23 protein-coding genes are annotated in these 24591 nt (G+C 68.6%); 7 read left to right on the top strand and 16 right to left on the bottom strand.

Going from position 1 to position 24591, the window contains the following annotated elements:
• The coding region (locus A5624_RS16820) for a DUF58 domain-containing protein (protein WP_066868380.1) at nucleotides 1-967 on the top strand (967 nt) is incomplete at its 5' end.
• Between the two features lie 10 nt (nucleotides 968-977).
• On the opposite strand, the gene A5624_RS16815 is transcribed toward A5624_RS16820, so the two are convergent.
• Entirely contained in the window at nucleotides 978-1970 is a 993-nt protein-coding gene (locus A5624_RS16815) for a stage II sporulation protein M (RefSeq protein ID WP_066868366.1), read from the bottom strand.
• Between the two features lie 77 nt (nucleotides 1971-2047).
• Between A5624_RS16815 and A5624_RS16810 the strand changes: the two genes are divergently transcribed.
• Nucleotides 2048-2962: an RDD family protein gene (locus A5624_RS16810; RefSeq protein ID WP_066868364.1), complete on the top strand. Its 915-nt coding sequence runs from the start codon at nucleotides 2048-2050 to the stop codon at nucleotides 2960-2962.
• Here A5624_RS16810 and A5624_RS16805 read toward each other — a convergent pair.
• Entirely contained in the window at nucleotides 2959-3348 is a 390-nt protein-coding gene (locus A5624_RS16805) for a hypothetical protein (protein ID WP_066868362.1), read from the bottom strand. The two genes, A5624_RS16810 and A5624_RS16805, sit on opposite strands and share 4 nt — an antisense overlap.
• 201 nt (nucleotides 3349-3549) lie before the next feature.
• Between A5624_RS16805 and A5624_RS16800 the strand changes: the two genes are divergently transcribed.
• Nucleotides 3550-4260 carry a PadR family transcriptional regulator gene (locus A5624_RS16800; RefSeq protein WP_066868360.1) on the top strand — a complete coding sequence of 237 codons (711 nt, stop codon included), beginning with the start codon at nucleotides 3550-3552 and terminating at the stop codon, nucleotides 4258-4260.
• Nucleotides 4261-4304: 44 nt separating this feature from the next.
• On the opposite strand, the gene glpK is transcribed toward A5624_RS16800, so the two are convergent.
• The gene (gene glpK / locus A5624_RS16795) at nucleotides 4305-5873 is read right to left on the bottom strand and encodes a glycerol kinase GlpK (protein WP_156749054.1); all 1569 of its coding nucleotides are present in this window, start codon (nucleotides 5871-5873) and stop codon (nucleotides 4305-4307) included.
• A gap of 86 nt (nucleotides 5874-5959) precedes the next feature.
• On the opposite strand from glpK, the gene A5624_RS16790 reads away from it, so the two are divergent.
• Both A5624_RS16790 and A5624_RS16785 read left to right on the top strand, forming a co-directional pair.
• Nucleotides 5960-7432 (top strand): glutamate--cysteine ligase, encoded by a 1473-nt coding sequence (locus tag A5624_RS16790; RefSeq protein WP_066868358.1) that lies wholly within the window; start codon nucleotides 5960-5962, stop codon nucleotides 7430-7432.
• 10 nt (nucleotides 7433-7442) lie between these two features.
• Entirely contained in the window at nucleotides 7443-8123 is a 681-nt protein-coding gene (locus A5624_RS16785) for a class I SAM-dependent methyltransferase (protein ID WP_066868356.1), read from the top strand.
• Here the strand turns inward: A5624_RS16785 and egtE are convergent.
• The 9 genes from egtE to A5624_RS16740 form a co-directional block, all read right to left on the bottom strand.
• Nucleotides 8120-9226 (bottom strand): ergothioneine biosynthesis PLP-dependent enzyme EgtE, encoded by a 1107-nt coding sequence (gene egtE / locus A5624_RS16780; RefSeq protein ID WP_231998247.1) that lies wholly within the window; start codon nucleotides 9224-9226, stop codon nucleotides 8120-8122. The two genes, A5624_RS16785 and egtE, sit on opposite strands and share 4 nt — an antisense overlap.
• A 47-nt stretch (nucleotides 9227-9273) precedes the next feature.
• Nucleotides 9274-10239: an L-histidine N(alpha)-methyltransferase gene (egtD, locus tag A5624_RS16775; protein ID WP_066868352.1), complete on the bottom strand. Its 966-nt coding sequence runs from the start codon at nucleotides 10237-10239 to the stop codon at nucleotides 9274-9276.
• Nucleotides 10239-10961 carry an ergothioneine biosynthesis protein EgtC gene (gene egtC / locus A5624_RS16770; RefSeq protein ID WP_066868350.1) on the bottom strand — a complete coding sequence of 241 codons (723 nt, stop codon included), beginning with the start codon at nucleotides 10959-10961 and terminating at the stop codon, nucleotides 10239-10241. The genes egtD and egtC overlap by 1 nt, the downstream gene beginning before the upstream one ends.
• Nucleotides 10961-12268 (bottom strand): ergothioneine biosynthesis protein EgtB, encoded by a 1308-nt coding sequence (gene egtB / locus A5624_RS16765; RefSeq protein ID WP_066868348.1) that lies wholly within the window; start codon nucleotides 12266-12268, stop codon nucleotides 10961-10963. Before egtB ends, egtC begins: the two co-directional genes overlap by 1 nt.
• Nucleotides 12265-13578: an ergothioneine biosynthesis glutamate--cysteine ligase EgtA gene (gene egtA, locus A5624_RS16760; RefSeq protein ID WP_066868346.1), complete on the bottom strand. Its 1314-nt coding sequence runs from the start codon at nucleotides 13576-13578 to the stop codon at nucleotides 12265-12267. Before egtA ends, egtB begins: the two co-directional genes overlap by 4 nt.
• A 178-nt stretch (nucleotides 13579-13756) precedes the next feature.
• Nucleotides 13757-14428: a sensor domain-containing protein gene (locus tag A5624_RS16755; protein WP_066868344.1), complete on the bottom strand. Its 672-nt coding sequence runs from the start codon at nucleotides 14426-14428 to the stop codon at nucleotides 13757-13759.
• 32 nt (nucleotides 14429-14460) lie between these two features.
• A complete protein-coding gene (locus A5624_RS16750; protein WP_066868376.1) occupies nucleotides 14461-15909 on the bottom strand; it encodes a catalase in 1449 nt (482 codons plus the stop codon).
• 243 nt (nucleotides 15910-16152) lie between these two features.
• Complete coding sequence (locus A5624_RS16745; RefSeq protein ID WP_066868342.1) at nucleotides 16153-16692, bottom strand: hypothetical protein; 540 nt, start codon at nucleotides 16690-16692, stop codon at nucleotides 16153-16155.
• A 154-nt stretch (nucleotides 16693-16846) separates the two neighbouring features.
• Entirely contained in the window at nucleotides 16847-17281 is a 435-nt protein-coding gene (locus A5624_RS16740) for a hypothetical protein (RefSeq protein WP_197498043.1), read from the bottom strand.
• A 337-nt stretch (nucleotides 17282-17618) separates the two neighbouring features.
• On the opposite strand from A5624_RS16740, the gene A5624_RS16735 reads away from it, so the two are divergent.
• On the top strand, nucleotides 17619-17906 hold the full coding sequence (locus tag A5624_RS16735; protein WP_066868338.1) for a GlsB/YeaQ/YmgE family stress response membrane protein: 288 nt from the start codon (nucleotides 17619-17621) through the stop codon (nucleotides 17904-17906).
• 9 nt (nucleotides 17907-17915) lie between these two features.
• On the opposite strand, the gene A5624_RS16730 is transcribed toward A5624_RS16735, so the two are convergent.
• The 4 genes from A5624_RS16730 to A5624_RS16715 all read right to left on the bottom strand — a co-directional run bounded on the left by A5624_RS16730 (nucleotide 17916) and on the right by A5624_RS16715 (nucleotide 22474).
• On the bottom strand, nucleotides 17916-18833 hold the full coding sequence (locus A5624_RS16730; RefSeq protein WP_066868336.1) for a DMT family transporter: 918 nt from the start codon (nucleotides 18831-18833) through the stop codon (nucleotides 17916-17918).
• A gap of 201 nt (nucleotides 18834-19034) precedes the next feature.
• Nucleotides 19035-20165: a DUF4185 domain-containing protein gene (locus tag A5624_RS16725; protein ID WP_066878796.1), complete on the bottom strand. Its 1131-nt coding sequence runs from the start codon at nucleotides 20163-20165 to the stop codon at nucleotides 19035-19037.
• Between the two features lie 8 nt (nucleotides 20166-20173).
• On the bottom strand, nucleotides 20174-21208 hold the full coding sequence (locus tag A5624_RS16720; RefSeq protein WP_066868333.1) for an aspartate-semialdehyde dehydrogenase: 1035 nt from the start codon (nucleotides 21206-21208) through the stop codon (nucleotides 20174-20176).
• Nucleotides 21209-22474 (bottom strand): aspartate kinase, encoded by a 1266-nt coding sequence (locus A5624_RS16715; RefSeq protein ID WP_066868330.1) that lies wholly within the window; start codon nucleotides 22472-22474, stop codon nucleotides 21209-21211.
• Between the two features lie 291 nt (nucleotides 22475-22765).
• On the opposite strand from A5624_RS16715, the gene leuA reads away from it, so the two are divergent.
• On the top strand, nucleotides 22766-24565 hold the full coding sequence (gene leuA, locus A5624_RS16710) for a 2-isopropylmalate synthase (protein ID WP_066868329.1): 1800 nt from the start codon (nucleotides 22766-22768) through the stop codon (nucleotides 24563-24565).
• Nucleotides 24566-24591: the final 26 nt, after the last annotated feature.

Raw genomic sequence — 24591 nt, 5'->3', positions numbered from 1 at the left:
GCTCCGCCGCGGCGATCAGCGCGCGACGGTGGTGACCGCCCGATCGATCGGTCCGCTGGGGCTGGCGGGACGGCAGGGTTCGCAACCGGTGCCGGGCCAGTTGCGGGTGCTGCCTCCGTTTCTGGCCCGCAAGCACCTGCCGTCGCGACTTGCCAAGCTGCGCGAGATCGACGGCCTGCTGCCCACGCTGGTGCGCGGGCAGGGAACCGAATTCGACTCGCTGCGAGAGTATGTCGTCGGCGACGACGTGCGCTCGATCGACTGGCGCGCCACCGCGCGGCGCGCCGACGTGGTGGTGCGCACCTGGCGGCCCGAACGCGACCGGCGGGTGGTGATCGTGCTCGACACCGGCCGCACGGCGGCGGGTCGGGTCGGTGTCGACCCGACCGCGTCCGATCCGGCCGGCTGGCCGCGGCTGGATTGGTCGATGGACGCCGCGCTGCTGTTGGCGGCCCTGGCATCGCGGGCCGGCGACCATGTCGACTTCCTCGCCCACGACCGGGTGAGCCGGGCCGGTGTGTTCGGCGCCTCGCGCACCGAACTGCTTGCCCAGCTGGTCGACGCGATGGCGCCCCTTCAGCCGACGCTGGTCGAATCCGATTGGCGGGCAATGGTTTCCACTATCGGACTGCGCGCCCGCCGGCGTTCCCTGGTGGTGCTGCTGACCGACCTCAACGCGGCCGCCCTCGACGAGGGCCTGCTGCCCGTGCTGCCGCAACTGTCGGCTAAGCATCGTCTGCTACTGGCCGCGGTTTCCGACCCGCGCGTCGACCAAATGGCCGTCGGGCGTTCGGACGCCGCGGCGGTCTATGACGCGGCGGCCGCCGAACGATCCCGCAACGACCGCGGCGCGATCGCCACGCGGCTGCGCCGCAGCGGGGTGGAAGTCGTCGACGCGCCGCCCACCGAACTGGCACCGGCGCTGGCCGATCACTACCTGGCGATGAAGGCGACCGGGCGGCTGTAGCGATCGCCGCTCAGCGGGTCGGGACGAAGTCCGGCGCGTCCTCCATGTCACCGCTTTCGCCGGCCTGCACGCCGCGGCGGCCGAAGTAGACGATGTAGGACAGGAACGCCACCTCGGCGAGGACGCCGATGCCCACCCGCACGAACGTCGGCAACGGTGACGGCGTCACCAGCGCCTCGATCAATCCCGAAACCAGCAGCACCGCAACCAGACCCACGGCGACCGAGACGACGGCACGCCCCTGCTCGGCGAGCACCTGCCCTCGGGGCCGGTCGCCGGGGGCGATCACCGACCAGCCCAGCCGCATTCCCGTTGCCCCCGAAAGGAATACCGCCGTGAGTTCGAGCAGTCCGTGCGGGGCGAGCAGACCCAGCAGCAGGCCACCCTTGCCGGCCGGAAACATCAGGCCGGCAATGACGCCCAGATTGGCGGCGTTCTCGAACAGCACGAACGGGATGGGCAGCCCCAGCACCACGGACAGCGCGATGCATTGGGCGGACACCCAGGAGTTGTTCACCCAGATCTGCAGCGCGAACGCGGCGGCGGGATGTTCGCTGTAATAGGACTCGACATCGTGGTTGACCAATTGCGCGATGTCACTGGGCGTTCCGAGGGCGGACTGGACGTCGGGACTGCCGGCGACCCACAACGCGACGATCACGACGACGGCGAAGAACGCCGCCGCCGTGGCCAGCCACCACCGCCAGGTGCGGTACGCCACGACCGGGAAGGACACCGTCCAGAACCGGGTGAACGCGCTGCTCAGTGGCGCGTGGGCGCCCGTCACCGCCGAACGGGCCCGCGCGACCAGGCTGGAGAGCCGACCGATCAGCAGCGAATCCGAGGACGCCGAGCGCAGCATCGACAGATGGGTGGAGACCCGCTGATAAAGCTCGACGAGTTCGTCGATTTCCGCACCCGACAACGACCGGCGCCGCCCGATCAATCGGTCCAGGCGGTCCCAGGTAGGGCGATGGGCCAGCACGAACGCATCGACATCCACCCTGGGCAGCCTAATCGCATTCCCGGCGCGGCAAAGTGCGGCCGGCCACGCGGGCCCAACCTGTACCGTTCGAAGTTATGTCGGAGGTGGTGACCGGGGACGCTGTGGTGCTCGATGTGCAGATCGCCCAGCTGCCGGTGCGGACGCTGAGCGCGCTGATCGACATCACGGTCATGGTCATCGGTTACCTGCTCGGCCTGATGTTGTGGGCTGCCACCCTGAGCCAATTCGATACCGCGCTGAGCAACGCGATCCTGCTGATTTTCACGGTGCTGGTGATCGTGGGCTATCCCCTGGTGCTCGAAACGGCGACGCGCGGGCGCTCGGTGGGCAAGATCGCGATGGGGCTGCGGGTGGTGTCCGACGACGGTGGCCCAGAACGCTTCCGCCAGGCCCTGTTTCGCGCCCTGGCGGCGCTGGTGGAAATCTGGATGCTGTTCGGCAGCCCGGCCGTCATCTGCAGCATCCTGTCCCCCAAGGCCAAACGGATCGGCGATATCTTCGCCGGCACGGTGGTGGTCAACGAACGCGGGCCCCGCCTCGGGCCCCCGCCGATGATGCCGCCGTCGTTGGCGTGGTGGGCCTCGTCGCTGCAGCTGTCGGGGCTGTCCGTCGGCCAGGTCGAGGTTGCGCGCCAATTCCTTTCCCGGGCAACGCAGCTCGACCGTCAGCTGCGCGTGCAGATGGCATACCGGATCGCCGGTGACGTGGTGGCCCGCATCGCGCCGCCGCCACCGCCCGGCGCCCCGCCGGAACTCGTGCTCGCCGCCGTCCTCGCCGAGCGGCACCGTCGCGAACTGGCCCGGCTGCGCCCCGCCATGCCCGGGCCAGGGCAGACGGGGCCGGCGCCGTGGCCACCGACCGCCCCCGCCTACGGCCCCCAAAGCTGGCCCGGCCCGCCGCCGCAAGTCCCCGGATGGCCGGACCCGCGTTCGAATCACCCCGGCCCGGGAGACTCCTCGGCTCCGGGCGGTTTCTCAGTACCGCACTAGCCCGCCACGCTCGCCGCCATCAGGGCGACGTCGGCGATCAGCAATGCCCATCCGCACAGCGGGACCGCGATGCCCCAACGGCGCTTGGCGGTGAAAATCGAGACGATGATGGCGAGGACGGCGACCGCGGGCGCGCCGTAGAACGCCACGCCGAAATTGATCCCGCCGTGGCCCAGGTTGGGACAGCTGCGATCGCTGCAGCCATCGGTGCTCATGACCGCACCCAGCGCGAAGAGCATCACCAGGGCGGCACCGGGCACCGTCGCCAGCGCCAAACCCCAATTGACCCACGGCCGGGCGTTGGGGCGCCGCGCGCCGCCGGGTCGCCCGTACGCGGCCGGGCCCGCGGGGCCGCCGCCCACCGTGAGGTTGTTGTTGGTGTCCATCCCGATAGCTGGTACCCGCGTCCGGCGCATGCAAACCGCGTCGCGCCCCGGCCGTGGGTGGGCAATCACCGATCTCCGCAGCTCAGCGGCCACGCACGCGCCATGTTAGACATATCCAGTTGCATCGCGATAGTTTCCGATATATCGTGATGTTTCGTAGCGCGCGATCGGTGCGCGACCCACCAACGTAAGGACACACCAATGAGCAACCCATTCACTCCCCCAGAAGGTCCATTCGCCGGCCGACCCGGCTTCGGATTCGGTTTCGGCTCCGGCCCGGTCGACCGGCGCGCCCTGCACGAAGCGCGGCGCCAGGCCCGCCGGGACTTTCGCGAGCATCTACGCGACCACGCCGGCAGCCACGACGGCCCGCTCGGCTTCGGTCCCGGTTTCGGCCCGGGCTTCGGTCCCGGTTTCGGTCCGGGCTTCGGCCCCGGTGGCCGGCGCGGCGGATGGCGCCGTGGCGGCCCGGGTCGCGGCAAGCGCGGTGACGTGCGAGCCGCCATCCTCAAGCTGCTGGCCGAGCGGCCGATGCACGGCTACGAGATGATTCAGCTGATCGCCGAGCGCAGCAACGGACTGTGGAAGCCGAGCCCCGGTTCGGTGTACCCGACGCTGCAGCTGCTCGACGACGAAGGCCTGATCACCGCGAGCGAAACCGAAGGCAGCAAGAAGCTTTTCGAGCTGACCGAGCAGGGCCGCACGGCGGCGGAGAAGATCGAGACCCCGCCGTGGGACGAGATCACCGAAGGCGCCGACCCGGGGCACCTGAATCTGCGGGCGGCGGTAGGCCAGTTGTTCGGCGCGGTCGGGCAGTCCGCCCACACCGCGTCCGCCGAACAGCAGCAGCGCATCGTCGAGATCCTCAACAATGCGCGGCGTGAGATCTACGGCATCCTCGGCGAAGACTGAGTGCCGCTGAGCGGGCCCTGGATCGGGTCACGTCACGTGACCCCTCAGGTTACGGAGACCCAATCCAGGGTCCGCTGCACGGCTTTGCGCCAGCCCGCATAACCGGCGGCGCGCTGCTCGTCGTTCCACGCCGGCTCCCACCGCCTGCCCTCTTGCCAGTTGGCCCGCAGATCGGCCGGGTCGGCCCAGAACCCCACCGCCAAGCCGGCCGCGTAGGCAGCGCCCAGCGCGGTGGTCTCGGCGACGACCGGCCGTACCACGTCCACCCCCAGCACGTCGGCCTGGATCTGCATGCACAGGTCGTTGCCGGTGATGCCCCCGTCGACCTTCAAAACGTCAAGGCGCACACCGGAATCCGCCGCCATGGCGTCCACCACGTCACGACTCTGGTAACAGATCGCCTCCAGGGTGGCGCGCGCAAGATGCGCGTTGGTGTTGAACCGCGACAGCCCGACGATCGCGCCGCGCGCGTCGGATCGCCAGTACGGCGCGAACAATCCGGAAAACGCGGGCACGAAATAGACCCCGCCGTTGTCATCGACCTGACGTGCCAGCGATTCGCTTTGGGCGGCTCCGCTGATGATGCCCAACTGATCGCGCAGCCACTGCACGGCCGCCCCGGTGACCGCGATCGAACCCTCGAGCGCGTACACCGGTTTGGCGTCCCCGAACTGATAGCAGACGGTGGTCAGCAGGCCGTTGTCGGACCGCACGATCGTCTCGCCGGTGTTGAGCAGCAGGAAATTCCCGGTGCCGTAGGTGTTTTTGGCTTCCCCTTCGGACAGGCACACCTGGCCCACCATCGCCGCGTGCTGATCGCCGAGCATCCCGGCGATCGGCACCTCACCGCCGGCCGGCCCGGTCTCGGTCGTCACGCCATAGGGCTGCGGGGACGACGACGGCCCGATCTTCGGCAACATCGCACGGGGCACGGAGAAGAACGACAGCAACTCGTCGTCCCAGTCCAGCGTCTCCAGGTTCATCAGCATGGTCCGGCTGGCGTTGGTCACGTCGGTGGCGTGCACGCCGCCGCGCGGACCCCCGGTCAGGTTCCACAGCACCCAGGTGTCGGTGGTGCCGAACAGCGCGTCGCCGCTCTCGGCGGCCTCACGCACCCCGTCGACGTTGTCCAGAATCCATTGCAGCTTGCCGCCGGAGAAATAGGTGGCCGGGGGCAGGCCCGCCTTGCGGCGAATCACGTCGCCGCGACCGTCGCGTTCGACCGCCGAGGCAATGCGGTCGGTGCGGGTGTCCTGCCAGACGATCGCGTTGTAATAGGGCCGTCCGGTCTTGCGGTTCCACACCAGCGTCGTCTCGCGCTGATTCGTGATGCCCAGCGCCGCAATGTTTTTGGTACTGAGGTTGGCCCGGTTCAACACCGACGTCAGCACCGAGGAGGTGCGTTCCCAGATCTCCACCGGGTCGTGCTCCACCCAGCCGGCGCGGGGCAGGATCTGCTCGTGCTCGAGTTGATGGCGAGCCACCTCGGCACCGTCGTGATCGAAGATCATGCAGCGAGTGCTGGTGGTGCCCTGGTCGATGGCGGCGACGAACTCGGCGAACTCGGCCAACTGCTCTCCTTCACCCCGGAACACTGTTGCGTCGAAGACCATCATGGTCTACCCGCCGGACGAACGAGACCAGAACCGCGACTCGTGGGAGCTTGCGTTACGCGCGGTAACCCTGTTGCATCTGCGGTGTGGGCGAAGAGGTCAAGCGCACCACGTACGACAGCGCACAACGGCGGGAATACCGGCGCAAGGTACAGCTGTGCGTGGATGTCTTCGAGACGATGCTCGCCCGGTCATGCTTCGAGTCCGAGCAACCGCTCACGGGCATGGAGATCGAGTGCAACCTCGTCGACGCCGACTACCAGCCGGCGATGTCCAATCGTCACGTGCTGGACGCCATCGGTGACCCGGCCTATCAGACCGAATTAGGCGCCTACAACATCGAATTCAACGTCCCGCCACACGCGCTGCCCGGGCACTCCGGGCTCGATCTCGAGGCCGAGGTGCGGGCCAGCCTGAACGACGCGCAGGCCAGGGCGGGCGCGGCGGGCGGCGCCCACATCGTCATGATCGGCATCCTGCCCACGCTGATGCCCGAACACCTCGACCACGGCTGGATGAGCGAATCCACCCGCTACGCCGCGCTGAACGACTCGATCTTCACCGCCCGCGGTGAAGACATTCCCATCGACATTTCCGGTCCGGAACCGCTGAGCTGGCACACCGCCACGATCGCTCCCGAATCAGCCTGCACCAGCATGCAATTGCATCTACAGTTGGCGCCGGAAACGTTCGCCGCCAACTGGAATGCGGCGCAGATCGTGGCCGGCCCCCAGCTGGCGCTGGGCGCCAACTCGCCCTTCTTCTTCGGGCACCTGCTGTGGGCGGAAACCCGCATCGAGCTGTTCACCCAGTCCACCGACACCAGGCCCGAGGAGCTGAAAGCCCAAGGCGTGCGCCCGCGAGTGTGGTTCGGCGAACAGTGGATCGATTCGATCCTGGACCTCTACCGAGAGAACATCCGCTACTTCCCGTCCCTGCTGCCCGAGGTCTCCGATGAGGATCCGGTGGCCGAGCTGGCCGCCGGACGCATCCCGCAGCTCGCCGAACTGCGCCTGCACAACGGGACGGTCTACCGGTGGAACCGCCCGGTCTACGACGTGGTCGACGGTCGCCCCCATCTGCGACTGGAGAACCGGGTGTTGCCGGCCGGGCCGACCGTCGTCGACATGCTGGCGAACTCGGCCTTCTTCTACGGGGTGCTGCGCAGCCTGTCCGAAGCCGACGATCCGCTGTGGCAGCACATGGATTTCGGTGTGGCAGAAGCCAATTTCCTGGCGTCGGCGCGCTCCGGCATCGACGCGCGGCTGCACTGGCCCCGAGTGGGTGAGGTGAGCGCACGCGACCTGGTGCTCGACACACTGCTGCCGATCGCCGACGAGGGTCTGCAGCGCTGGGGCGTCGACGCCGAGGTGCGCGACCGGTTCCTCGGGGTGATCGAGGGCCGGGCGCGAACGGGGCGCAACGGTGCCAGCTGGCAGGTGTCCACCGTGCGGGCGCTGCAGGACGGCGGCATGAGCAGGCCCGCGGCGCTGGCCGAAATGCTGCGCCGCTACTGCGATCACATGCATGCCAATGAGCCGGTGCACACCTGGGAGTAGGTTGAAACCCATGTCATCTGATCAAGTGATGGACTGGGACAGCGCCTATCGGGAGCAGGCCCACTTCGAGGGTCCGCCGCCGTGGAACATCGGCGAGCCGCAACCGGAACTGGCGGCGCTGGTCGCGGCCGGCAGATTCCGCAGCGACGTGCTGGATGCCGGTTGCGGGGTCGCCGAGCTGTCCCTGGCGCTGGCCGCCCAGGGGTACACCGTGGTCGGGGTCGACCTCACGCCGACCGCCGTCGCGGCGGCCACCAAGTCCGCCGAAGAGCGCGGCCTGACCACGGCCAGCTTCGTGCAGGCCGACATCACGTCGTTCTCCGGCTACGACGGACGGTTCTCCACGGTGGTGGACAGCACGCTGTTCCACTCGCTGCCGGTGGAGGGCCGCGACGGCTACCTGAGGTCGATACACCGGGCCGCCGCCCCGGGGGCGAACCTGTTCATCCTGGTGTTCGCCAAGGGCGCCTTCCCCGCCGAGTTGGAAACCAAGCCCAACGAGGTCGACGAGGACGAACTGCGCGCCGCGGTGAGCAAATACTGGGAGATCGACGAGGTTCGCCCCGCTTTCATCCTGTCCAACCCGGTCAACATCCCCGACGCGCCGTTCGAATTTCCGCAGCATGAACTCGACGAGAGGGGCCGGCGCAAGATGCCGGCCTACTTGCTGACCGCGCACAAAGCCGGTTAGCCGGTTGCGGTCGCCGCGGTGGCGGCGATGAGCGCCTCGGCGAACGTCTCGAGGTCGGCGGCCGTGGTGTCCACGTGCGGTGAGATCCGCAGCACGGGTCCGGTGAGCTCCAGCGGCGCCCGTTGCACGCCGGCGAAGGTGGTCAGGATCCGTCGCTCGGCGAGCAGCCAGGCCCGCACCGCTTGCGGGTCGGCGCCGTCGTTCGGCGCCAAAGTGGTGATGGCACTGGGTTCTTCGACCTCTTCGACCACCGTCCACCCGGCGACATCGGACAGTATGCTGCGGCTCAGTCCGCCCAGCTCGGCCAGCCGCGCACGCACCGCCTGCGGCCCATACGCCAGGTGCTCGCCCAGCGCCAGCGAAAACCCCACCCGCGCGGCCACATTCGCTTCGCCGAATTCCAATTGTTCGGCCACCGTCGGTGCGCCGTCCTTGCTGGCCCACTGCGGCGCGCCCAGCCTGGGGTGCAGGCTTTCCATCAGCTCGCGGCGCACCGCGAGGATACCGACACCGCGCGGGCCGGCGATCCACTTGCGCGACGAGGAGTAGGTCGCGTCGGCGCCCACCGCGCAGTCCACCTGGCCCAGCGCCTGCGCCGCGTCGACGACGAGCGGCAGCCCCAATTCCCGGCACAGTTGGGCCACCATCGAAACCGGTTGCACCACACCGCGATGACTGGCCACCGCGGTCAGATGCACCAGGTCCGGCGGGTCGGTGTCCAGCGCCAGCGCCGCCTCGTCAAGCGCGACCCGGCCGTCTTCGAGCGTCGGTAGCAGCTGCCGGTCGAATCCGTGGGCGGCCAGCATCGCCAGGTTGGGCCCGTATTCGCCGGGCAGGCACGCCACCTTTCGTCGCTCGGTCGGCCAGGCGCCCAGCAGCAGATCCAGGGCGTTCAGCGAGCCGGTGGTGAAAACAACCTCGGCGTCGGGCATTCCGGCCAGCGCGGCGAACGCCGCGCGTCCGGCGTCGAGCACCGGTGTGGCGGCCTCCGCCGCGACGTAGCCGCCGACTTCGGATTCGTTGCGAGCGTGCTGCGCGGTGGCCTCGATCACCGCCAGGCTCTGCCGTGAACAGGCCGCGTTGTCCAGGTGCAGTCCGGCCATTGGCGGGCGGGCTGACCGCCACTGGTCGGCCAGCACGTTGCTGCCGGTCACTTCACGGCCAACGACAACCCGAAGTCGCCCGCCGCGTCGGTCCACCACCGGGTGCGGCGCAACCCCGCGGCGGCCAGCTCGTCAGTCACCTTGTCGGAGTGGAACTTACACGATACCTCGGTGAGCATCTCCTCGCCGGCCTCGAAGTCGACGGTCAGCTCGAGCGCGCCGACCCGCACCCGCTGGCGACGGTCGGACCGCAACCACATCTCGATGCGTTCCTCCGCCGCGTTCCACCGGGCCACGTGCCGGTAGGCGTCGACGTCGAAATCCGCGTCGAGTTCCCGATTGACCACCGCGAGCACGTTGCGGTTGAACGCCGCCGTCACCCCGGCGGCATCGTCGTAGGCGCGCACGAGTCGCTCGGTGTCCTTGACCAGGTCCGTGCCCAGTAGCAGGCTGTCGCCGGGCCGCAGCTGCGCGGACAGGGCGGCGAGGAACTCCGCGCGCGGCCCGGGCGTGAGGTTGCCGATCGTCGACCCCAGGAATACGAACAGCCGTCGCCCGCCTTCGGGGATCTTTGTCAGGTGCTCTTCGAAGTCACCGCAGACGGCCTTGATTTCGACCCCGGCGTATTCTTGCGCGATGGCCGCGGCGGCCGTCGACAGGATGCTGGCGTCGACGTCGAACGGGACGAACCTGCGTAGCGAGCCACGCTCGCGCAGGGCGTCCAGCAACAGCCGGGTCTTCTCCGACGTGCCGCTGCCCAGCTCCACCAGCGTGTCGGCCTCGCTCACCGACGCCACTTCGGCCGCCCTCGCGCGCAGGATCTCCGCCTCGGCGCGGGTCGGGTAGTACTCGGGCAGCCGGGTGATTTGGTCGAACAGCTCGCTGCCCACCGCATCGTAGAACCACTTGGGTGGCAGCGACTTTGGCGTCTTCTGCAGGCCGTCGAGCACGTCACGGCGCAACGCGTGGTACGCCGAGTCGGCGGCCAGGTGGTTCGACAGCGACAGCGTCATCAAGATCCTCTCGACTGGTCCAGCGGCGTCATCGTGACGCCGTCGGCAGTGACTTCGACAAGGTGACGGTCCGAAACGTCCTCCCAGTCGGAGTCGTTGTCATAGGGTTCACTGGCCAGCACCACACCGTCGGGGCGGCGCAGGATGCACAGTGTGTCGCCCCAGGCCGTCGCCACCATGCGAGAGCCGTTGGCGGCCAGGATGTTCAGCCGGGCGCCCGGGTCGGCTTCCCCGATCTCGACGATGGTCCGCCCCAGCGCGTCGAGGCCGCGCTCGAAGATCACCGCGGCCAATATGGCGCTGTCACAGACCGATTCGGCCCACGACGTCGTGGGCAGCACGCTTCGGTCCACGATTCCGTTGTGCGACAACAACCACTGGCCGTCGGTGAACGGAGCGGTCGCGCTGGCCTCGATCGGCATGCCGACGGTCGCCGAGCGCACGGCGGCCACCACGCAGTGGCTACGCAGCGCGGGCGCGATGGAATCGAACGACACGTCACCCCAGAGCGGCGCCTGGCTACGCCACCGGCGCGGCACGCCGGGCCCTGGTGCGGCTTCGGCGGCGGTGTCGAAAAACCCCACGCCCCAACCGTCGGCGTTGAGCAGGCAGTGCTTTTGGCGGCGCGGCGCATAGGACTGAACCCGCAGCCCGAATGGCGGGTCGAGCACCAGCGAGGAAACGGTGACGTCGGTTCCCAGCCAGCCCAGGTGCCGGCACATCAGGCGGACCCGGCGTCGGGGACGTCCCACGCCAACCGGACGCCGGAGAAGATCTGGCGCCGGTAGGGGTGGTCCCAGTTGCGAAAGCTCGGCCGCATGATGCCCGGTTCGACCGCCCACGAGCCGCCGCGCAGCACCCGGTAGTCGCCGTCGAAGAACGGCTGTGAATAGCGTTCGTAGAGCATCGGGACGAAACCCGGCCACGGCCGCAGCGGGGAGCTGGTCCACTCCCAGACGTCGCCGAGCAGCTGCTCGGCCCCGTATGCGGAGGCGCCGGCGGGATAGGCGCCGACCGGCGCGGGACGCAACGCCGCGCCGCCGAGGTTGGCCAGCGCCTCGTCCGGTGTGCGCTCACCCCAGGGGTAGCGGCGCCGGGTGTTGGTGGACGGATCCCAGGTGCAGGCCTTCTCCCATTCCATCTCCGTGGGCAGCCGGGCACCGGCCCAGGCCGCGTACGCCTCGGCCTCGAAATAGCTGACGTGCTGGACGGGTTCGTCGGCCGGGATGTGTTCGACGTGGCCGAACCGGGTGCGGGTGACGCCGTCGGAACTCCAGAACTGTGGCGCGTCAAGACCCGCGCCCTGCCGGTGCCTCCAGCCGCGCTCGGACCACCAGCGGGGCTGGTCGTAGCCGCCGTCGTCGACGAACTGCCGCCATTCGCCGTTGGTGACCGGGACCCGGCCGATCCGGAACGCGGGCAGGTCGACGACGTGGGCCGGACGCTCGTTGTCCAGCGAGTACGGTTCGCTGGCGGGGTCCACACCGAGAACGAACTCGCCGCCGGGCACCAGCACCGAGGTGCCCGCCAGCCCCGGCCTGCCCGCCGGCAGCGTCGACGTGCCGCGCAACAGCGGTGCGCCGCTGCGCAGGTTCAACGCCTGCAGCATGGTCTCGTCGTGCTGGTTTTCGTGGCTGACCACCATCGCGTAGACGAAGGCCGCGTCGTCGCCGGCGGGGTCGTCGGGCAGCGCGTCGAGCGCGTCGAGCACCGCGGACCGCACGGTCCGGCAATAGGCCCGCGCTTTGTCCGGCGACAGCAACGGCAGATCGACACGGCTGGCGCGGGAATGCACGAAGGCGTCGTAGAGCCCCTCGACGGCCGGCGGCAACATCCCCGGCCGGGCCGGATCCCCGCCCCGCAGCAGCCACAGCTCTTCTTGCTGACCGATGTGCGCCAGGTCCCACACCAGCGGGCTCATCAGCGGGTCGTACTGCCGGCAGAGTTCGGCGTCGTCGAACTCGACGAGTCTCAACGTCCGCGTCCGCGTCCGCGCCAAGTCGTCGGCGATCGTCTCTCGTGACGTCACAACTCCCCTTGCGCCAGTCGCCGCACGGTGGGGGCCAGGCCGTGCTCGATCACCTGGTCGGCGAAATCGTCGCCGGGACATCGGCCCTGCTCGACCATGCGGACCAATCGCTGCATCGAATCGCCGAGTTCCGCGGGCGCTTTCGCCGCGGCGATGGCCACGCAGGCGTTGGCCGCCCGGTACAGCCGCCGATCCCGCAGGCCCACCCGGGCCGCGGTGTCCCAGGCGGTCGCCACGGGTTCGACGGCCTCGGCCGCGACGTCGGCGGCGGCCGGGTCGTCGAGCAGGGCCACCAGGGTGAACGCCACGGCGGGCCACAACGGGTCCGGCACGCTGTCCAGGTAGCGGATCTCCAGCCACTGCCTGGGGCGCACCGGCGGGAACAACGTGGTGAGGTGATATTCCAGGTCGGCCAGGCTGGGACGGCGACCCCCGAGCAGCACCCGGCCGTCGACCCAGTCGGCAAAGGGCACCCAATGGGTGACGGCCTCGGCGTCGGGGTTGTGCACCAACATCACCGGCGCCTTGAGGGCGTACCGCGCCCAGTCGGTGCCGGGGTCGTCGCCGCTGGCCCCCAGGATGGGCCCGCAGCGCGCCGAGTCCATCCGGCCCCACACCCGCTGCCGGCTGGACACCCAGCCGGTGAAGTCGCCGACCAGCATCGGCGAATTGGCGGTGATCGCGATCATGGTTGGCCCCAGGGCATGCGCCAGGCGCACCCGCGCAGCCCAGCCCTCGCGCGGGCCGGCGTCCACGTTGACCTGGATCGAGGCGGTGGACGTCATCATCGCCGCGCCCGCCTCCCCGGAGCGGCTGGTAGCGAAGAACCGTTCCATGGCGCGGTACCGGGCGCCGGGATTGATGCGCTGGGGCGGCCGCAGCGGGTCGGCGCCGAGGAACACCAGGCCCAGCCCGGCCTCAGCAAACGCCGGCCGCAGCACGGCCTGGTCCCGGCGCATGGCGTCGATGGCGGGTGCCACGCCGTCGGCCGGCGGCCCGGACAGTTCGACGGCGCCGCCCGGTTCCACGGTGATCCTGCTACCGCCCGGCATCGCGGGCAGCGCGGCGAGCACGTCGGCGATTTCATCCCAGCTCGGCCGGCGGTGCGGGTCGGCCGGGTCGTGGCAGTGGGCCTCCAGTTCCAGACCCACCCGGCCCAGCGGGGCGTCCACCAGACAGCCTTCGGCGATGTATTGCGCGACGGCCGCCGAGTCGGCCGGCTCGGCGATGCTCAGGTCGGGGGCGGGGTCGGCACCGGCCGCCCGCGACTCCGGTCGCGAAGCCGCGGCGGTGATCGGCGCGAACGTCATATCACGATCCCTTCGGGCCCCGCAGCCTGAACACGCACCTGCGGACCGCTTCCCTGCGCAGCTAATCGAACGATAATCGGCACTACTTCGTCTAGTGCTTCATCTATCAGACGCCCCCGACATATTCCCTTCTGCGCACTTTGACGTGCTCGGGGAAGACGGTTACCCAATCGCTCGATTATTGACCCAGCGCGTTCTGCATCGCCCCAGCTAGCACGTTGACCGCGGGTCCGGCATTGCCGGATTGGCACACCTTTGCCTGCAGCAACACGTTTTCGCGCAGCCTGGTTTGATCGAAGCACCGGCGATCGGTGCCCGCCTCCTGCTTGGTCCAGTTCTCGTCGGCCGGGCCGGCCGGGCCGCCGTCGAACGACCACACCTGGGTGCTGCCGTTGTCCAGGTGGATCGCGGTGGTCTGCCCCGAGCAGCCCACGGTTCGATCCACCACGCGATGAAACGCCCGGGCCGCCGCCTCATTGGTGGCGAACACCCCGACGGCCTGTTTCACCAGGTGCGTCTGGTCGGTGGCCGACGTCTGGGTGACGGCCCCGTTGAACGAGGCCAGGTCGGGATCGTTGTACACCTCGGGCAGGCCGATGTCGGCCCAGTTGTTGCACTCGGGAAGGTCGACCCAGTCGCCTTGCCCGGGCTGGGTGAACACCGACTCCCACCCCATGGGTCCGCCGACGATGTTGCCGACCGACCCCCTGCCCAGGACGGCGTAATTCACCACGCCGGGCTCCGACGGGTGCGCGGCGGCGACCGGAACCGCGATGGTGCCCGCCAAGGCCAGGCCGACGACGACCGCGGCCCCGCGCCTCTGGGCAACCTGCGTAACCCGCGTGGTCATGCAGCGATCATGCCAGGCGACCCGACGAGCGGTCAGCCCCCGTTGCCCCGCACGCCTTCCTCGACCTTCTTGCCGAGGTCGGGGTCGACATTGCGCCAGTACTCGAACACCCGCGACAGCACCGGTTCCTTCACGCCTTGGGAGACGTGACCAATGATGTTGTGCGCCAAGCGTTCCCTGGCCGCGTCATCGAGAACTTCGCGGACCATGGTGCCGGCCTGTCCCCAGTCGTCGTCCTCGGCGTGCAGCGTGTAGGCCGAGCGGACCATGTCGCCGTCGGCATGCCAGCGCACCTCGGCGGCGCGGGCCGGATCGGCGTGCGGACCACCGTAGGAATTGGGCGCATACACGGGGTCGGACACGTTGTTAATCCGCATGGCGCCGTCTTTGGAATAGCTGTTCACCTCGACTCTGGGGGTGTTGACCGGGATCTGCCGGTAGTTGGTCCCCAGCCGGGCCCGATGCGCGTCCGAGTACGAAAAGCCGCGCGCCTGCAGCATTTTGTCCGGGCTCAGCCCCGTGCCGGGCACGGTGTTGTTCGGCTCGAAGGCCGCTTGCTCGATCTCGGCGTGGTAGTCGGTGACGTTGCGGTTCAGCGTCATCTTGCCGACGTCGATCAACGGGTAGTCGCCGTGCGGCCACACCTTGGTCAGATCGAACGGGTTGAACCGATAGTCCTTGGCTTCCTCGTACGGCATGATCTGCATCTTCAGCGTCCAGCTCGGGTAGTCCCCGCGCTCGATCGACTCGAACAGGTCGCGCTGGTGGTAGTCGCCGTCCTCACCGGCCAGCCGGTCGGCGTCCTCCTGGGTCAGGAACTCGATGCCCTGATCGGTGATGAAGTGGTACTTCACCCAGAAGATCTCGCCGGCGGCGTTGATCCAGCTGTACGTGTGGCTGCTGTAGCCGTTCATGTTGCGCCAGGTCTTGGGGATCCCCCGGTCGCCCATCAGCCAGGTCACCTGGTGCGCCGATTCCGGGGACAGGCTCCAGAAGTCCCACTGCATGTTGTGGTCGCGCACATTGCTTGCCTGCAAGCGCTTCTGGGACCGGATGAAGTGCTGGAACTTCAACGGGTCGCGCATGAAGAAGACCGGCGTGTTGTTGCCGACGAGATCGAAGTTGCCTTCGGTGGTGTAGAACTTCAGCGCGAAGCCACGCGGGTCCCGCCAGGTGTCTGGGCTGCCGCGCTCACCGGCGACCGTCGAAAACCGGGCCAGCATGTCGGTTTTGGTGCCGGGCTGGAACACCGCGGCCCTGGTGTACTTGCTGACGTCGTTGGTCACCTCGAAATGACCAAACGCGCCACCGCCTTTGGCGTGTGGCTGGCGCTCCGGGATGCGCTCGCGGTTGAACATCGCCATCTGCTCGATCAGGTAGTGGTCCTGCAGCAGAATCGGGCCGTCTGGGCCGATCGTCAGCGACTGATCGTCGCTCGGCGCAGCGATACCGGCGTCATTGGTCGTGAAACGCTCCGTCATTACGCTCTCCTCGTCACCGGGCGGAAGGCCGCACAGCCCCGGATCGCGCACGGCGACACCGAATTCGCTTGCTCATCAAGCAGGTTCGGCGTGGCTGTCCGCGACCCGGGCCTTCCGGCCTGCAACCGAGTATTCCCCTTTTCTTGATCCGGTCAAGAAAATTTTGAGCAACACCGTCGGTTGCCCACTACGGGTCCTTACCCATTTGGGGCTGGAAATAGGCCGTGAGTGCAGCGGGCGCCGTCACGGGCGCGGCGCCGGCGCACCGGGGGGCGCGCTGACGGCCGGCGGTTGTCCGGGGCCGCTGACACCCGGGCCGCCATGCGGCCCGCCGGGACCGCCCGGACCGCTCGGGGGCATCGGAACGATCAAGCCGGGACCCCCGGGGCCGTATCCCCAGGGCCCGTTGTCGGGTCCACCCGGGCCACCGGGTCCGCCGTACCACGGGCCGTAGCCGCCGCCGGGACCGCCGTACTGCCCAGGTCCGTTGCCCGGCCCGGGACCAGCGGGTCCCCAGGGCCCATTGCCCGGTCCGGGGCCACCGGGGTGAAACATGCCGTGGTGATGGTGGCAGGGGTGCTGGTGCTTCCAGATGAAGGCACCGACGAAGAACAGCGACGAGAGGATGAACACGATGCCGGCGACGATCACCACCCAGGCCGCCGCCGTGTAGAGGCGCGGCGGCTGCACCCGGTCCGGGGGTGGCGGCGGTGGCGCGGTGACCGGTGCGGCCGGGGCCGGCTCGACGGTGGGCTCAACTCGTTCTTCGGGTGTCTCGCTCATGCCTTGCCATATTGCCGCGCATACCCGGTCCCTAACAGGCCCCGCCGACAAAATTGTGGTGAATCGAGATGCGGCGGTTAGGGGCCGGTTACCGCCAAAGACAGGTGGCCCGGCGCTCGAGTGGAGCGCCGGGCCACCGGTTGGCGAGGGGTTTTCAGTTGGTCAGCACGATGACGCTCGGGGTCTGTCCCAGCGCGGCCGCCGAGTGCAGGACCGACGGCGGGAGCTGGCCCGGGGCCATGCCGCTGGGACGCACGCCCGAGGGAGCCGGCGCGGTGCTGGTGGCTCCCGGCCCGGTCTGGCCGCCCTGACCACCCTGACCGCCCGGTGCGCCCGGTGCGCCCGGGCCGCCGAAGTTGCCGGGGCCGCCGGGGCCACGGTGGTGCACCATCGCGTGGTGGTGCTTGTGGTGGTGTCCGTGATGGCCGCCGCGGTGGCCGAGGATGAAGCCGGTGAAGAAGATGACCGCGACGATGAACACGATGCCGGCGACGATGGCGACCCACGCGGCGAGTTGGAAGACCCGCGGGGCCCGGTAGGCCGCCGCCGCTTCGGCGGCGACCGGTGCAGTGGCGGTGGAGTGCCGCACAGTGGGGGATTCAGATGTTTCACTCATGAGACAAATGATGAAGCCGTTAACAGTAGTGGCGGCTATGCGCTACTTATGTAGCAGCTGTGAAGTAAAGCCCCCGGTCAGCGGGTGAAAACGCGCTATTCGGGCCGCAGCAAGTTGGCCGCGAACTGTTACCTCCGCGCGTTGGACCGCAAGCCACGGCGTCGATGTCGTCGACTCGGATCGCGAAGTAAGCCCTATGTGGCTGCATCGCCCTCGACGCCTGCGGGGATTAGCGGGCTCAACAGGCCAAGAAACGGGTATCTCTCTCTCCACATCAAAGCGATGACCTGTGCTACCAGAGGAGTTTCAAGTGATCGGGACAATTATCGGCGCCATCTTCGTCGGACTCGTCGTGGGTGGACTGGCCAGGCTCATCATGCCCGGCAAGCAGAACATCGGCGTCGTGATGACTGTGGTATTGGGCGCACTCGGCTCATTCCTTGGAACCTGGGTGTCCTACAAATTGGGCTACTCCAACCAAAATGGCGGATTCAAGATCATTCCCTTCCTGGTTGGCATCGTCTTCGCGTGCATCCTCATAAGCATCTACCTCGGCGTCACCGGGCGTCGCATCACCAATCGGGCGGGACGACGGTAGCGCCTCCGCCTAGCGGTCCGACGGCGGCTCAGGCTCGGCCGTCGTGTTCGTGTCGCTTCCGGCGCGAGCGGCCATTGAGGCGGCCTTGCCGCGGGCCAAGGCCCAGGTCGCGACGATGACCACCAGCACTGCGACTACCAGGGCGAAAGCCCTGGGGCCCGAGGCGTGGAGGGTCTCGCCCAGCACGATTACCCCAAGCGCCGATGCCACGATCGGCTCGGCCACGATCACCGTTGGCATCGAGGCTGTCAATGCGCCGGCCCGGAATGACGATTGCTGAAAGATCATCCCGGCCAGTGCGGTCGGTATCCAGACATACAGCTCGGGCGCGCGGAGCAGGGCGCCGAAGCCGCCTCCCAGCGCATCGACGACGCCCTTGGTCAGCACCGCGAACACCGCCAGCGACAAACCCGCCACCACCGCCAGCAGCACCGCCGCGGGCGGACGACCCGGCCACATCCGCGCGCCCAAGACACACAACGCCGACAGCGGGGCTATCACCATGACGACGACGGTCCAGCTTGTCAGCGATCCCCGCGATTGGCCCGCCTCCGGCTGACCGATCATGATGAACGCGACCAACGCGACTGCCAGCAGCGCCGCCCAGGCCCATTCCCAGCGGGTTATCCGGTGATGCGTCAGCCGCGCATAGATCGGCAAAGCGAACAGCAGTGCCGTCACCTGCAGCGCCGTCACCAGCATTACCGACCCAATGCCCAACGCCGCGGCCAGCAGGGCGTAATTGGCGACAGCCCCCGCGCTGCCCAACCACCACCGAGTGTCGCCCAACGATTTGCGGAACAGGGCGAGGTGGCCGACTGGTTCGTCGGTGATCTCTTGCGCGGAGCGCTGACGAATCACATTCCCAAACGCCGATGCCAGTGCCGCGCATAGGGCGAGCACCAGCGCGATACCGGCGTTTGACATAGCTGACTCCTTTGCAATGTTCGATCCGATGCACACCGCTGCGGATGTATACGAATGACGGGGTTTCCTACCTGACGACGCACTAACCCAACCCGAGGACGCCCGGCCAACCATCTGGCTTGTCGCGCTCCCGATGGGGTCATCGGGGAGTCGATCGCGACGGCGCCCGCAACTTGTGCGGCTGGGAGCCGTTAAAGGCTGCTATTCGGGCCGCAGCGGATTGACCGCGAACTGGATCACCCGGTACGGCGCGGCCACCCGGGCACGGGTGTCCCACTGACTGACAAAGATTCGGAGCTCGTCGAGCGTCGAGCCGGGTGAGATGTAGCCGCCGTAGGGCTGCGCCAGCCGATTGTCGTAGGGCGGCGGCAGGCTTTCCGCCGGGTCCGGCCACTCGTCGTGCTGCACCACCGTGGTGACCGGCGCGTCGCCGAGCGACGTCGGGTCGTCGGCCACCCGGACCTCCATGTTGCCGGTGACGGCGTTGAAATAGGACAGCACCGCCTTGCCGTCGATCTGCCGGATGCACATCTCACCCACCGCGTCAGGCCACAGCGGCGTCGGCGGCTTGCCCCAGCCCCCTTGCGGACCCGCCGCCCAACCCTGCCACCGGGACCGGTCGGTGAACGTCTGCGGTGTGGCCCGGTAGAGCACCACCGGGTCCCGGCGGGTGAAACTGTCGGCCACGATGTACACCCACCCACTGGGTGACTCCGGGGTGGGGATCGGGTCGTAGTAGCCGCTGATCTGCGTCTGCGAGCCACCCTGATACGAGGCGGGCCGCTTGGACCCGGGGATCGTCTGCCAGCCCGCGCGCGCCGGTTCGGCCGTCACCAGCCGGGAGGTCTGCGGTTCGAGGTTTTTGGTCGTCGTCACCATCAGGTAGTTGCGCCGGTTGATCTGCACCACCCCGGCGGGTAACTGCGAGGCCCCCGGCGGGGCGGGATCGGCCAGCAGCGGATTGCTGATGCCGGTGACCCCGGTGTAGCGCACCCCGCCGGGATCGTCGACGGAGGACGTGTCGACGCGCAACGCGACGGGCGCGTACCAACCGCCGAAGCCGACGCCCTGACCCGCGAAGCTGTCGCCGCACACTTGGAGCAATTCGGCTGGAAACTCGACGAACTCACACAGATCGGTCGCGCCGATGCCGTAATCCCCTGTCGGCGTGCCGGTTCCGGCGGTGGGGCCGATCCGCAGCACCTGACCGGGCGCCAACGGCTGCAGCACCGGCTCGGGCGCCGGAGCGGGCGGGTCGGCATGCGCTATCCAAAAGCATTGCGGCACAAGCAATGACGCCGCAAGAAGCGAGAACCGCGTCGCGGAACTCACCCGCGGATTCACAACTCGGCGGCGAGTAACTCGGCGATCTGGATGGTGTTCAGCGCCGCCCCCTTGCGCAGGTTGTCACCGGAGATGAACAGCGCCAGGCCGCGGCCGTCGGGCACCCCGGGATCGCGCCGGATCCGGCCGACCAGCGACTCGTCGACACCGGCGGCCGCCAACGGGGTCGGCACGTCGACCACCGTGACCCCGGGCGCGCCGTCGAGCAGTTCGCGGGCCCGCTCCGGCGACAGCGGTCGTTCGAATTCGGCGTTGATCGACAGCGAGTGCCCGGTGAACACCGGCACCCGCACGCAGGTGCCGCTGACCGCCAGCTCGGGGATGCCGAGGATCTTGCGGCTCTCGTGGCGCAGCTTCTGGTCCTCGTCGGTCTCACCGGAGCCGTCGTCCACCAGGGAGCCGGCCAACGGGATCACGTTGAAGGCGATCGGCGCGACGTAGGTTTCGGGCGCCGGAAACGCTACGGCGTTGCCGTCGTGCACCAGCTGCTCGGCGCCGTCGATGACCGCGCGTGCCTGGGTCGCCAGCTCCTCGACCCCGGCGATGCCGCTGCCCGATACCGCCTGATAGCTCGACACCACCAGGCGTTGCAGCCCCGCTTCCTCGTGCAGCACCTTGAGCACCGGCATCGCGGCCATGGTGGTGCAGTTCGGGTTGGCGATGATGCCCTTGGGTCGGTTGCCGGCATCGCGGGAGAAGTTCACCTCGGACACCACCAGGGGCACGTCCGGGTCCTTGCGCCAGGCCGACGAGTTGTCGATCACCGTTACCCCGGCCGCGGCGAACCGCGGCGCCTGCACCAGTGACATCGTCTTGCCGGCGGAGAACAACGCGATGTCCAGCCCGCTCGGGTCCGCCGTCGCGGCGTCTTCGACCTCGATCTCCTGGCCGCGGAATTCCAGCTTGCGGCCCTGCGAGCGCGCCGAGGCGAAGAACCGCACCGTCGTCGCGGGGAAGTCCCGCTCGTCGAGCAACCGGCGCATCACCTGGCCGACCTGGCCGGTGGCGCCAACAACTCCGATAGCAACCATTTATCTACCCGTCCCCGCATACACCGTCGCCGACTCCTCGCCGCCGAGCTCGAACGCCTCGTGCAACGCCACGACGGCCTTGTCTAGTTCGGTGTCGCGGCACAGCACCGAGATCCGGATCTCCGAGGTGGAGATCAGCTCGATGTTGACACCCACCTCGGCCAGGGCCTCACAGAAGGTGGCGGTGACGCCCGGGTGGCTGCGCATGCCCGCCCCGATCAGCGACACCTTGCCGACGTGGTCGTCGTAGAGCAGTTGGCTGAACCCGATCTCGTCCTTGAGCGCATCGAGTTTGGCCACCGCGGTGGGCCCGCTGTCCCGTGAGCAGGTGAAGGTGATGTCGGTCTTGCCGTCCTCGACCTTGGAGACGTTCTGCAACACCATGTCGATGTTCACGTCGGCATCGGCGAGCGCCCGGAAGACGCGGGCGGCATATCCGGGGATGTCGGGAATGCCGACGACGGTCACCTTGGCCTCGCTGCGGTCGTGCGCGACTCCGGTCAGGATGGGGTCTTCCATGGCTATGTCCTTGATCGATCCGACGACGGTGGTGCCCGGGTCTTCCGAATAAGAGGATCGGACGTGCACCGGAATGTTGTAGCGGCGCGCGTATTCGACGCAGCGCAGCATCAAGACCTTGGCGCCGCACGCCGCCATCTCGAGCATCTCCTCGAAGGTGACGGTGTCCAGCTTGCGGGCGTTGTGCACGATCCTGGGGTCGGCGCTGAAGATGCCGTCGACGTCGGTGTAGATCTCGCACACGTCGGCGCGCAGCGCCGCGGCCAGCGCCACCGCGGTGGTGTCCGACCCGCCGCGGCCCAGCGTGGTCACGTCCCGGGTGTCCTGGCTGACGCCCTGGAAACCGGCCACCAGCACGATGCGCCCCTCGTCGAGCGCGGCCTGCAGGCGTCCCGGCGTGACGTCGATGATCTTGGCGTTGCCGTGGGTGCCCGTGGTGATCACGCCCGCCTGCGAGCCGGTGAACGAGCGCGCCTGCGCGCCCAGCGATTCGATCGCCATCGCGACCAGGGCATTGGAGATGCGCTCACCGGCGGTCAGCAGCATGTCCAGTTCGCGCGGCGGCGGCGCCGGACACACCTGCTGGGCCAGGTCCATCAGGTCGTCGGTGGTGTCGCCCATGGCGGAGACGACGACGACCACGTCGTTGCCCTGTTTCTTGGTCGCGACGATGCGCTCGGCCACGCGGCGGATCCGATCGGCGTTCGCCACTGAGGATCCGCCGTACTTCTGCACGACGAGCGCCACGGTTTTCCCGCCTCTCCGGCCCTGGACATCGAAAATTCGCGTATAAGTCCACAACAGAATACGTGCCACCGCATGGTGATTTACGTCGCGATACCTGGTTCCCCGGCCCGCGCATTCGCTACCGTCTCGGCGGCATTTTTAACAAGGCGCCATAAGCGGTAAAGTGCAGGACGTGCAGCGGGTGCTCCTCCTCGGACGCCGCGACGGGGTCTGATCCAGACCGGCTTCCCGTCGCGGGTGTTCGCGATGCGCCGGTCTGAAGTTCCCTTCTGATACCCCGGAGCAATCACCGTGACTTCCAATCCCGACGCATTCAGTTCGACACGCACCATCGTCTCGCCCGCGGGCCCACCAGCGCCCGGGCAGCCCACCTGGAACCCGCAGCGCGGCTCGTCCATGCCGGTTAACCGGTACCGGCCCTTCGCCGAAGAGGTCGAGCCCATCCGGCTGCCCGACCGGACCTGGCCGGACCGGGTCATCGCTCATGCGCCGCTGTGGTGCGCGGTGGACCTGCGTGACGGCAATCAGGCGCTGATCGACCCGATGAGCCCGGCACGCAAGCGCCGCATGTTCGATCTGTTGGTTCGCATGGGCTACAAGGAAATCGAAGTCGGATTCCCGTCGGCCAGCCAGACCGACTACGACTTCGTCCGCGAAATCATCAGCGACGGCGCCATCCCCGACGACGTCACCATCCAGGTGCTGACCCAGTGCCGGCCGGAGCTGATCGAGCGCACCTTCGAGGCGTGCGACGGCGCGCCGCAGGCCATCGTGCACTTCTACAACTCGACGTCGATCCTGCAACGCCGCGTCGTGTTCCGCGCCGACCGCGCCGCGGTGCAGGCCATCGCGACTGAAGGCGCCCGCAAGTGCGTCGAGGAAGCCGCCAAATACCCCGGCACCCGGTGGCGGTTCGAGTACTCGCCGGAGTCCTACACCGGCACCGAGCTGGAATACGCGAAACAGGTATGCGACGCCGTCGGCGAGATCATCGCACCGACCCCGGACAACCCGATCATCTTCAACCTGCCCGCCACCGTCGAGATGGCCACGCCCAACGTCTACGCCGATTCGATCGAGTGGATGAGCCGCAACCTGGCCAACCGCGAATCGGTCATCCTGAGCCTGCACCCGCACAACGACCGCGGAACCGCCGTCGCCGCAGCCGAATTGGGCTATCAGGCCGGGGCCGACCGCATCGAGGGTTGCCTGTTCGGCAACGGCGAGCGCACCGGCAACGTGTGCCTGGTGACACTGGGGCTGAACCTGTTCTCCCGCGGCGTGGACCCGCAGATCGACTTCTCGAACATCGACGAGATCCGCCGCACCGTGGAGTACTGCAACCAGCTGCCGGTGCACGAACGGCACCCGTACGGCGGCGACCTGGTCTACACCGCGTTCTCCGGCAGCCACCAGGACGCGATCAACAAGGGCCTGGACCAGATGAAGGTCGACGCTGATGAGGCCGGCGCGGACGTCGAGGACATGCTCTGGCAGGTGCCGTACCTGCCGATCGACCCCAAGGACGTCGGGCGCACCTACGAGGCGGTGATCCGGGTCAACTCGCAGTCGGGCAAGGGCGGGGTGGCCTACATCATGAAGGCCGATCACGGCCTGGCCCTGCCGCGCCGGCTGCAGATCGAGTTCTCCCAGGTGGTGCAGAAGATCAGCGAGGGGGAAGGCGGCGAGGTCAGCCCCAAGGAGATGTGGGATGCCTTCTCCGAGGAGTATCTGGCCCCGGTCCTGCCGCTGGAGCGGATCAAGCAGCGCGTCGACGCGGCGGAGGACGACAGCGGGGTCACCCGCATCACCGCGACGGTCAAGATCAACGGGGTGGAGACCGAGATCAGCGGGCAGGGCAACGGCCCGCTGGCCGCGTTCGTGCACGCGCTCGGCGGTGTCGGCTTCGACGTGGCCGTCCTGGACTACTCCGAACACGCCATGAGCGCCGGTGACGACGCGCAGGCCGCGGCCTACGTGGAGGCGTCGGTCGGCGGTCAGACGGTGTGGGGCGTCGGCATCGCGCCGTCCATCACCTCGGCGTCGCTGCGCGCGGTCGTGTCGGCGGTCAACCGCGCCGCTCGCGGGTGATCAAACAGCGCTAAAGCGGGGGACTC

The organism is Mycobacterium sp. 1482292.6, assembly GCF_001672995.1.
GTDB classification, from domain to species: Bacteria; Actinomycetota; Actinomycetes; order Mycobacteriales; family Mycobacteriaceae; genus Mycobacterium; species Mycobacterium europaeum_A.
Note: the sequence above shows the minus strand (reverse complement) of the source record. Positions and strands in the feature narration are given on the sequence as shown.